11 protein-coding genes and 1 pseudogene are annotated in these 9,165 nt (G+C 70.3%); 7 read left to right on the top strand and 5 right to left on the bottom strand.

What is annotated here, in order from left to right:
• From JWP65_RS02475 to JWP65_RS02465, 3 genes and pseudogenes are all read right to left on the bottom strand, one after another.
• Window positions 1-598: aldehyde dehydrogenase family protein (locus JWP65_RS02475; protein WP_299760021.1), on the bottom strand; the 598-nt coding region annotated here is incomplete at its 3' end.
• Window positions 599-628: 30 nt separating this feature from the next.
• Window positions 629-871, bottom strand: a complete 243-nt coding sequence (locus JWP65_RS02470; protein ID WP_299760023.1) for a hypothetical protein — start codon at window positions 869-871, stop codon at window positions 629-631.
• Window positions 865-1,414 (bottom strand): annotated as a pseudogene (locus JWP65_RS02465) (acyclic terpene utilization AtuA family protein); the annotation flags it as partial. The pseudogene JWP65_RS02465 and the gene JWP65_RS02470, both read right to left, overlap by 7 nt.
• Before the next feature lie 106 nt (window positions 1,415-1,520).
• Here JWP65_RS02465 and JWP65_RS02460 point away from each other — a divergent pair.
• Genes JWP65_RS02460 through JWP65_RS02430 form a run of 7 tightly spaced genes read left to right on the top strand, consistent with a single transcriptional unit; the run spans window position 1,521 to window position 7,583 of the window.
• Window positions 1,521-2,642, top strand: a complete 1,122-nt coding sequence (locus tag JWP65_RS02460) for an ABC transporter permease (RefSeq protein ID WP_299760019.1) — start codon at window positions 1,521-1,523, stop codon at window positions 2,640-2,642.
• Between the two features lie 8 nt (window positions 2,643-2,650).
• Complete coding sequence (locus JWP65_RS02455) at window positions 2,651-3,469, top strand: ABC transporter ATP-binding protein (RefSeq protein WP_299760017.1); 819 nt, start codon at window positions 2,651-2,653, stop codon at window positions 3,467-3,469.
• Between the two features lie 14 nt (window positions 3,470-3,483).
• Window positions 3,484-4,461, top strand: a complete 978-nt coding sequence (locus JWP65_RS02450; RefSeq protein ID WP_299760015.1) for an MlaD family protein — start codon at window positions 3,484-3,486, stop codon at window positions 4,459-4,461.
• Window positions 4,458-5,087 (top strand): ABC-type transport auxiliary lipoprotein family protein, encoded by a 630-nt coding sequence (locus JWP65_RS02445; RefSeq protein WP_299760013.1) that lies wholly within the window; start codon window positions 4,458-4,460, stop codon window positions 5,085-5,087. Before JWP65_RS02450 ends, JWP65_RS02445 begins: the two co-directional genes overlap by 4 nt.
• 4 nt (window positions 5,088-5,091) lie before the next feature.
• Window positions 5,092-5,646, top strand: coding sequence for a Crp/Fnr family transcriptional regulator (locus JWP65_RS02440; RefSeq protein WP_299760011.1), 555 nt, complete (start codon window positions 5,092-5,094; stop codon window positions 5,644-5,646).
• A gap of 18 nt (window positions 5,647-5,664) precedes the next feature.
• Window positions 5,665-6,645 (top strand): MDR family oxidoreductase, encoded by a 981-nt coding sequence (locus tag JWP65_RS02435; RefSeq protein ID WP_299760010.1) that lies wholly within the window; start codon window positions 5,665-5,667, stop codon window positions 6,643-6,645.
• A gap of 8 nt (window positions 6,646-6,653) precedes the next feature.
• Window positions 6,654-7,583: a DMT family transporter gene (locus tag JWP65_RS02430; RefSeq protein ID WP_299760008.1), complete on the top strand. Its 930-nt coding sequence runs from the start codon at window positions 6,654-6,656 to the stop codon at window positions 7,581-7,583.
• On the opposite strand, the gene JWP65_RS02425 is transcribed toward JWP65_RS02430, so the two are convergent.
• The gene (locus JWP65_RS02425; RefSeq protein WP_299760006.1) at window positions 7,580-8,485 is read right to left on the bottom strand and encodes a 5'-nucleotidase; all 906 of its coding nucleotides are present in this window, start codon (window positions 8,483-8,485) and stop codon (window positions 7,580-7,582) included. The genes JWP65_RS02430 and JWP65_RS02425 overlap by 4 nt on opposite strands.
• Window positions 8,486-8,535: 50 nt before the next feature.
• The coding region (locus JWP65_RS02420; protein ID WP_299760004.1) for a type II secretion system F family protein at window positions 8,536-9,165 on the bottom strand (630 nt) is incomplete at its 5' end.

Below are 9,165 nucleotides of genomic sequence, written 5' to 3'. Positions count from 1 at the left end.
GCTCCGCCATGCGGATCGATGGGGTCGGGTCGAGCGGGCTGGGCTTGAGGATGAAGCAGTTGCCGGCGGCGATCGCCACCGGGTACATCCACATCGGCACCATCACCGGGAAGTTGAAGGGCGTGATGCCCGCGACGACACCCAGCGGCTGGCGCATCGTCCAGTTGTCGATGCCGGTGGAGACCTGGTCGGTGTAGTCGCCCTTGAGCAGCTGCGGAATGCCGCATGCGAACTCCACGATGTCGATGCCGCGCGTGACCTCGCCCTGGGCGTCGGTGAACACCTTGCCGTGTTCGGCGGTGATGGTGCGGGCCAGGTCGTCCTTGGCCTTGTTCAGCAGTTCCAGGAACTTGAACATCACGCGGGCGCGGCGGATCGGCGGCGTGTCGGCCCAGGCCGGGAAGGCGGCCTGCGCGGATGCGACGGCCTGCGCCACTTCGGCGTTGCTGGCCATCGCCACCTGGCCGCTCACGCTGCCCAGGGCCGGGTTGAAGACATCGGCGCGGCGGCCGCTCTGGCCGCGGACGATGCGGCCGCCGATCCAGTGTTCGATGGACGACAGCGCGGCTGCCGGACGGTGTTTCTCGGGAGCATTCATGGCGGGACTTCCTTGGACGAAGCGGCCAGTCTAACGCTGCGGGTCGGTCTCGATCCAGCCGCGCGGCACCGCCACCGGCATGCACAACAGGATCTGCGCCATGCCCTTGCCCAGCGGGTCGTTGCGCAATGAGGCCATGCCGCCGCCGTCCAGCGCCTGGGTGCAGACGAAGTTCAGTGCGTGGATGCCGGGCAGGTCGTGGCGCGTGACGTCGCCCTCGACCAGGTGGTCCAGCCAGGCCCGCACTGTCTCGGGCGTGAGCTGGCGCGCCACTGGAAGGCGTGCATCAGCGCGCCCAGCGTCACCGCGCTGTCGACGCAGCGGCCGCTGATCACCACCTGGGCGCCGGCGTCCAGCGCGGCCTTCACCGGCAGCGCGCCCAGGTAGGCGTTGGCGGTCAGCAGGCGGGCCGGCAGCGGGGCGCCGATCTGCAGCTTGCGCACCGCTTCGTTGCGCAAGGCTGGCGGCAACTGCATCGCGTCGTCGCCACCACCACGGCGATTTTCAGCGCCACCCCTTGCTCGGCGGCCAGGGCCGCCAAGGCGTCGGCGCAAGCCTGCGGGTTGACGCCGCCGGCGTTGCTGACCACCCGGATGCCTTGCGCCGCCACGTCGCGCAGGATGGCCTTCATGGTCACCTGCACGAAGTCGGTGGCGTAGCCCAGTTCCGGGTTCTTGCCACGGGCGGCGGCCAGGATCGACATGGTCAGCTCCGCCAGGTAGTCGAACACCAGGAAGTCGACTTGGCCGCGCGCCACCAGCTGCGGCGCCCCGACGCCGTGTCGCCCCAGAAGCCGCAGGCGCCCCCGATCCGCATGGTCTTGGTGGTTGGTTTCAGGTCGGTTTCCTTGTCAGGGCGTTATACCCGGCAGGCTCCTACAGCACAGCCACAGGCTCGCCGTTAGGATGGGCGGCTCTCTCCCATGACCGACGCCACGCCCCGTATCGCCCAGGCGCCAGCGCCGCAAGGCCCCCAGGCCGTGCGCTTGCTCGGCGAGTGGACGGCCGCCCAGTTCGCCCGTCCCGGCCTGCTGCGCGAGCTGGTGCAGGCACTGCCGGAGCCCTCGGCCGAACAAGGCTGGGACTTGCAGCCGGCCCAACGGCTCGACCACGTGGGAGCGCAGTTGTTGTGGGATCACTGGGGCCGGCGCTGGCCGGCGCAGCTGGCGCTGGAGCCGGCGCAACGCGCCGTGCTGGAGCGGGTGGCGCAGTTCACCACCGACCGCGAACGCTCCACCCGCCCCAGCTGGTGGTCGCTGTACCTCGAATTCGGCGCGGCGCTGCTGCGCGGCCTGGGCCATGTCAAGGGCTTCCTGCAGTTGATCGGCAACCTGATGCTGGACCTGCTGCAGTTGCTGCGGGCGCCCAACGAAGGCCCGTGGCGCGATTTCTCCGGCCAGCTGTACCGCATCGGCGCCACTGCGCTGCCGATCACGGCCCTGGTCGGCTCGCTGATCGGCGTGGTGCTGGCCTACCTGACGGCGCAGCAGCTGCGCCAGCTGGGCGCCGATGCCTTCATCGTCGACATCCTGGGGGTGGCGCTGGTGCGCGAGCTCGGGCCGATGCTGGCGGCGATCCTGATCGCCGGCCGCTCCGGTTCGGCCATCACGGCGGAAATCGGTGTCATGCGGGTGACCGACGAACTCGACGCGATGCGGGTGATGGGCATCTCGCACAGCTTTCGGCTGGTGATGCCGCGCGCCATGGCGCTGGCGATCGCCATGCCCTTGATCAGCGCCTGGACCACGGTGGCCGGGCTGATCGGCGGCATGGTGGCGGCCGACCTGTCGCTGGGCGTGGGCCCGAGCTTCTTCATCAACGCCCTGCCGCAGGCGGTGCACGTGCACAACCTGCTGCTGGGCACGGCCAAGTCGGTGGTGTTCGGGGTGCTGATCGCGCTGATCGGCTGCCACTACGGCCTGCGGGTGCAGCCGAACACGCAGAGCCTGGGGGCGGGCACCACGGCGTCGGTGGTCACGGCCATCACGGCGGTGATCCTGGTGGACGCGCTGTTCGCCATCGTCTTCAGCAACGTGGGGATCTAGAAGCTCTGATGGAAGAAGTCGCCACCACCCTGCCCGCGCCCGGCACGCCGATGGTGGAGATCCGCAAGCTGACCTCCGCCTTCGCCATGCCGGACCGGCGCGTGGTGATCCACAAAGACCTGGACCTGGCGGTCGAAAGCGGCGAGCTGATGTCGATCGTGGGCGGTTCCGGCTCGGGCAAGACGGTGCTGCTGCGGCAGATCCTCGGGCTGGAGACGCCCGCCGCCGGCGAGGTCCGCATCATGGGGCAGCCGCGCGAGTCGCTGTCGCGGCGCGGCGCGTCCAGCCGGGTCGGCATGCTGTTCCAGCACGGGGCGCTGTTCTCCGCCTTCAGCGTGCTGGAGAACATTGCCTTTCCGCTGCGCGAACTGAAGACGCTGCCCACCAGCCTCATCCTGGAGGCGGCAATGGTCAAGCTGCAGATGGTCGGCCTGAGGGCGAGCGATGCCGACAAGCGCCCGTCGGACCTGTCCGGGGGCATGATCAAGCGGGCGGCGCTGGCGCGCGCGCTGGTGATGGACCCGCCGCTGCTGCTGCTGGACGAGCCGACCGCCGGGCTCGACCCGGAAAGCTCCGACGGCTTCGTCAACCTGCTGCGGTCGCTGCACCGCGAGCTGAACCTGACGGTCATCATGGTCACCCACGACCTGGATACGCTATTCGAGCTGTCGACGCGAATCGCGGTGGTGGCCGACCAGAAAATCATCGTGGCCGGCACCCCGCGCGAGGTGATTGCGTTCCAGCACCCGTTCGTCCACGAGTTCTTCCTGGGCGAGCGCGGCCAGCGCGCGATGGAACTGCTGCGTGAATACCCGTTCGCGATCTAGAAAGGATAGGAAAAATGGAGAACAAGGCCCATGCCCTGGCCGCCGGCATCTTCGTGGCGGTCCTGACCGCGCTGGTGCTGGTCCTGGCCGCCTGGCTGACGCGCGACACCGGCATTCGCGACATCTATGCGATCTCCACCCGCGAGGCGGTCACCGGCTTGCAGGAGCAGGCGGCGGTACGCTTTCGCGGCGTCGACGTCGGCAAGGTGACGTCGGTCGGCTTCGATCCCACCTCGCCGGGCAGCGTGCTGGTCAAGCTCGCGGTCGACCGCGAAGCGCCGATCACGCGCGACACCTTCGCCGTGCTCAGCTTCCAGGGCGTGACCGGCCTGGCCTTCGTGCAGCTGTCCGACGAAGGCCGGCCCAGCCCGCGGCTGGAGCCGAATGACGCAGAGCCCCCGCGCATCCCGCTGCGCCCCGGCATCCTGGCCAAGCTGGAAGCGCGCGGCGATGTGATCCTGGAGCAGGTCGAGCAGGTCACCGTCCGCATCAACAAGATGCTGGGCGACGAAAACCAGGCCCGCGTGGCCTCGGCGCTGGACAACGTGAGCAAGACGGCAGCAAGCACCAGCCTGCTGGTGCAGCGCCTGGACCAGACGGTGGCGCAGCGCATCGACCCGCTGCTGACGCAGGCCGGCACCACCTTGACCAACGTTCAGCGCAACCTTGACGACGTGGGCCGCGCCGCCGCCGAGGTCAACGGCACCGCCGCCGAATTCCGGCGCGCGGCGGTGGCCATCAATGCGCCCGATGGCCCGATCCAGCGCCTGTCGCAAGGCTCGGACGCGTTCTCGCAGGCGGCCGACGTGTTCAGCCGCTCCACCCTGCCGCGCGTCAACCGTACGCTGGACGAGGCGAACCGCACCGTGCGCTCGCTCGGCCGCGCGGTCGACGAGCTGACGGAGAACCCGCAGGCGCTGCTGTACGGCGACGGCACGGCGCGGCCCGGTCCGGGCGAGCCCGGCTTCAGTGCCCCGGGAGCGGCCCGATGAGCCGCCGCCGCCACATCGCCGCCCTGCTGCTCGCGGCGTTGGCTGCCGGCTGCAGCAGCCTGCCCGACAAGCCGGTGCGCGAGGTCATGTACGACTTCGGGCCGCTGGCCGCCGCGGCCACGCCGGCCGCCGAGGGTGGCGCCCCCCTGGTGCTGGGCAACGTGAACGCCAGCGCTTCGCTGGAGACGCCGGCGCTGCTGTACCGCCTGGGCTATGCCGACGTCCACCAGCTGCGCCCGTATGCGTTCGCCCGCTGGAGCGCGCCGCCCGGTGAACTGCTGGAGCAGCGGCTGCGCGAGCATCTGGGCCGCAACCGCCCTGTCCTCGGCGCGGCCACCGGAGCCGCCCTGGCCCGCCGCGGCGGCGTCTTGCCGCCGGTGCTGCGGGTGGAGCTGGAGGAATTCAGCCAGGTGTTCGATTCGCCGGCCAGCAGCCGCGGGGTGGTGCGGGTGCGTTGCACGGTGCTGGAGTCCACGCCCGCGGGTGACCGCCTGGTTGGCCAGCGAACTTTCACGATCGAGCGGCCCGCGCCCGCGCCCGACGCTGCCGGCGGCGTGCGCGCGCTGGCCGCCGCCAGCGATGCGGCGGCGCAGGAAATCTCCGCCTGGCTGGCGCAGCAGCGCTGACACCATGGCCCGGCTGTCCCTCGAAGAGCAGATGCGCAGCGCCGGGCTCCAGGTGCTGGGCGGGTGCGAGCGGCTGTCGCAGTGGCCCGATCTGCTGCAGTCCAGCCAGCTGCTGCAGGATTTCCGGCCGGCCGAGGCCGACCTGCTGGGCACCCTCATGCTGCACGTGAAGGCGCAGCCGGGCCAGATGCTGATCGTCGAGGGCGACATCACCGATTGGATGATGCTGCTGCTGCGCGGCACCGTCGACGTCGGCAAGCGCATCGGCCCCGACGCCGACACGGAGGAGCGCGGCGACAACACCCGGCTGGCGGTGGTGCGGCCCGGCGCGGTGCTGGGCGAGATGTCGATGTTCGACGGCGAGCCGCGTTATGCCAGCTGCTGGGCGCTCAGCGAAGTGGAGGCGGCGGTGCTCGATCGCGCCGCCGTGGCCCGGCTGATCCAGTCGCATCCGGAGATCGGCGCCAAGCTGCTGGTCAAGCTGACCCAGCTGCTGGCCCGGCGGCTGCGCAACACCAGCACCCAGCTGGTCAAACTGCTGCGCCGCCACGTGGCGTGAGCCGACAAGGAGAACCTCATGTTCCAGGCCCTGGTCCTCGAGAAGAACCCCGACTTCAGCGCTTCGGTGCGGGCAGTGGATGACAGCTTCCTGGCTGACGGCGATGTCACCATCGAGGTCGAAGCTTCCACGCTCAACTACAAGGATGCGCTGGCCATCACCAACCGCGCGCCGGTGGTGCGCAGCTGGCCGATGGTGGCGGGCATCGACGGCTCGGGCATCGTGGTGGACAGCACCTCGGCCTGCTGGAAGGTTGGCGACGCGGTCGTTTTGAACGGCTTCGGCGTGGGCGAAACCCACAAAGGCTGCCTGGCGGGCAAGGCGCGGCTCAAAGGCGAATGGCTGATCCGCCGGCCGCCCGCCTTCTCGGGGAAGCAGGCGATGGCGATCGGCACCGCCGGCTACACCGCCATGCTGTGCGTGCTGGCCCTGGAGCGCCATGGCGTCAAGCCCGGCGACGGCCAGGTGCTGGTGACCGGCGCCACCGGCGGCGTCGGCTCGGTGGCGACCGCGCTGCTGGCCAGGCTGGGCCACCAGGTGGTCGCGGCCACCGGCAAGGCGGCGCAAGGCGACTACCTGCGCGGCCTGGGCGCAACCGGCGTGATCGATCGGGCCGAACTGGCGGCGCCGGGCAAGCCGCTGCAAAAGGAACGCTGGGCCGCGGTGGTCGATGCGGTGGGCAGCCACACCTTGGCCAACGCCTGCGCCCAGGTGCGCTACGGCGGCGCGGTGGCGGCCTGCGGGCTGGCGCAAGGCATGGACTTCCCGGTCACCGTGGCGCCCTTTATCCTGCGCAGCATCGCGCTGCTGGGCGTCGACAGCGTGCTGGCGCCGCTGGCGCTGCGCGAGCAGGCCTGGGCCCGGCTTGCGCGCGACCTCGAGCCGGCGCTGCTGGACACCATCAGCACCGAGATCGCGCTGCAAGACGCCGTCGCGGCGGCGCAGCGCCTGATGGCGGGGCAGGTGCGCGGCCGCATCGTGGTCGGGATGCGGGCCTGATCGTCACCTTGCGAGCAGCCCGGCGCCACCTGCTGGTTCGCCACGCGCGGCTGGCGCGGCGGCGCACCGCCCGGCTCGACCCGAACGTGCGCGGCCTGCTGTGGGCCATGCTGGCCGGCCTGCTGTTCGTGCTGCTCAACACGATCATGCGCAGCCTGGCGCTGCAGATCGGGCCGTTCCTGACCCAGTCGCTGCGTTACCTGATGGGCGTGGTGGTCATGCTGCCGCTGATCGCGCGCAGCGGCATCGCCTCTTACCGGCCGCGCAACATCCGCGGCCAGTTCCTGCGCGGCGGGGTGCACACCTTCGCGCTGTCCATCTGGTTCCTGGCGGTGCCGCACATCACGCTGGCGGACACCACGGCGATCGGCTTCACCACCCCGATCTTCATCATGATCGGCGCCGTGCTGTTCCTGCGCGAGACCATGCGCTGGGAGCGCTGGCTGGCGGCGGCCATCGGCTTTTGCGGCGTGCTGATCGTGGTCGGGCCCCAGCTCACCGGGCAGGGCGGGCCCTACAGCCTGCTGATGCTGGCGTCCTGCCCAATCTTTGCGGCCTCCTTCCTGATCACCAAGGCCCTGACCCGCTATGAGCGGCCGGAGGTGATCGTCGCCTGGCAGTCGATCACGGTGGCCTGCTTCAGCCTGCCGCTGGCGCTGTGGCACTGGCAGCCGCCCAGCCTGGTGCAGTGGCTGCTGCTGTTGCTGTGCGGGCTGATCGGCAGCGTCGCCCACTACTGCCTGAGCCGCTCCTTCTCGGTAGCCGACATTTCGGCGACGCAGTCGGTCAAGTTCCTCGACCTGGTGTGGGCGACGCTGCTGGGGTGGCTGGTGTTCGCCGACATGCCGAGCCGCTCGACGCTGGTCGGCGGCGTGGTGATCTGCGCTGCGACGCTGTGGATCGCGCGGCGCGAGTCGCGCATGACGCGCTCCGGCTAGGGCCGCAACACGTTGGCGATGCCGGCGGCGACATGGCCCGACGGCACGTGCAGCGCCGCGTGGTCGACATGGCGGGTCTGGTCGTCAAAGAAGAAGTCCGGCTCGAATTCGCGCAGGAACTCGCCCTTGGCCAGGCCGCCGAGGAACATGGCCTCGTCGACGTGGATGTTCCAGTTCATCAGGGTGCGGATGGCGCGCTCGTGGGCCGGGGCGCTGCGCGCGGTGACCAGCGCGGTGCGGATCCGCATCTGCGGGTTGGCCGCCTGCTGCAGGCGGTGCAAGGCGCTCAGCAGCGGCTTGAACGGACCGCCGGGCAGCGGCTGCGCGGCCTTGCTCAGCTCGTGCTCCTGGAACGCCTCCAGCCCCCTGGCCTGGAACACCTGCTCGGCCTCGTCGGAGAACAGAACAGCGTCGCCGTCGAAGGCGATTCGCACTTCGGCCGGGTAGTTGGTGCCGGCCAGCACCGACTCGGTCAGCACCCGGGCGGCGGGAAAGCCGGCGGCCAGCGCGCCGCGCACGTCGTCGGCGTTGGTGGACAGGAACAGGTGGGCGCGCAGCGGCCGCAGATAGCCGAACGGCGAGCGGCCCTGGGTGAACACGCCGCGCTGCAGGTGGATGCCGGCGGCGATGGCCGAGCGGAACACGCGCATTCCGGAGACCGGGTCGTTGCGCGACAGCACCACCACCTCGACCCGCTGCGACGCGGCATCGTTGAAGGCCAGCAGTTTCTGGATCAGCGAAAAGGCGATGCCCGGCGTGGCCGGCTGGTCCAGCCGCTGCAGCTGCAGCTGCATGTAGCCGGCCGCATCGCCGCTCTCGAACACCCGGTTCTCTTCCTCGAAGTCGAACAGGGCGCGCGAGGAGATCGCCACCACCAGCTTGTCGTCCAGGGAGATGCTCATGGTCTTTACCTTAACCTACCTCATCCACCGAGGCGGCGGGGTTGGCGCGGCTAACGCACCCACTGGTTCATCTGGATGATCGGAAGGAGCACGGCCAGGACGATGAGCATGACCACCAAGCCCATGCCGACGATCAGCAGCGGCTCCAGCAACGTGGCCATCTGCAGCGCCCGGCGCTGCACTTCGGCGGACAGCTGGTTGGCGGCGCGCTGCAGCATGGCCGGCAGCTGGCCGGTTTGTTCGCCCATTCGGGCGAACATGGCCAGCAGGCCGGGAAAGCGCTTCTTCTGGGCCAGCGCCGAAGCCAGCGGTGCGCCTTCGCGCACCAGCACCAGGGCGTCCATGGCGTCGGCCCGCATGGCCCGGTTGCCCAGCGTCTCGGCGGCGGCCTGCAAGGCTTTCAGGATCGGCACGCCGGCGCCGGCCAGCATCGCCAGGGTGCCGGCAAAGCGCGCTGCGTTGTACTGGCGCGAGAGCCGTCCCACCAGCGGCAGGTTCAACCAGCCGGCGTCGAAGCGCTCGCGAAACGCCGCGTTGCGCAGCGCCAGCCGCAGCAGGCCGAAGGCGGCCGCCAGCACCACCAGCATCGGGATGCCCCAGCTGCGCACGAAGGCGCTGAGCGCCAGCATCACCACGGTGAGCATCGGCAATGCGTGCTTGGAGCCGAGAAAGACGTTCGC

The sequence above is a fragment of the Ramlibacter sp. genome (genome assembly GCF_028292805.1).
GTDB lineage: Bacteria > Pseudomonadota > Gammaproteobacteria > Burkholderiales > Burkholderiaceae_C > Ramlibacter.
Note: the sequence above shows the minus strand (reverse complement) of the source record. Positions and strands in the feature narration are given on the sequence as shown.

Excerpts from the sequence above, each read along its gene's own strand:
- JWP65_RS02435 (WP_299760010.1), top strand. The coding sequence starts at position 5,665 with ATGTTCCAGGCCCTGGTCCTCGAGAAGAACCCCGACTTCAGCGCTTCG.
- JWP65_RS02425 (WP_299760006.1), bottom strand. The coding sequence starts at position 8,485 with ATGAGCATCTCCCTGGACGACAAGCTGGTGGTGGCGATCTCCTCGCGC.
- JWP65_RS02450 (WP_299760015.1), top strand. The coding sequence starts at position 3,484 with ATGGAGAACAAGGCCCATGCCCTGGCCGCCGGCATCTTCGTGGCGGTC.
- JWP65_RS02440 (WP_299760011.1), top strand. The coding sequence starts at position 5,092 with ATGGCCCGGCTGTCCCTCGAAGAGCAGATGCGCAGCGCCGGGCTCCAG.
- JWP65_RS02460 (WP_299760019.1), top strand. The coding sequence starts at position 1,521 with ATGACCGACGCCACGCCCCGTATCGCCCAGGCGCCAGCGCCGCAAGGC.
- JWP65_RS02455 (WP_299760017.1), top strand. The coding sequence starts at position 2,651 with ATGGAAGAAGTCGCCACCACCCTGCCCGCGCCCGGCACGCCGATGGTG.
- JWP65_RS02445 (WP_299760013.1), top strand. The coding sequence starts at position 4,458 with ATGAGCCGCCGCCGCCACATCGCCGCCCTGCTGCTCGCGGCGTTGGCT.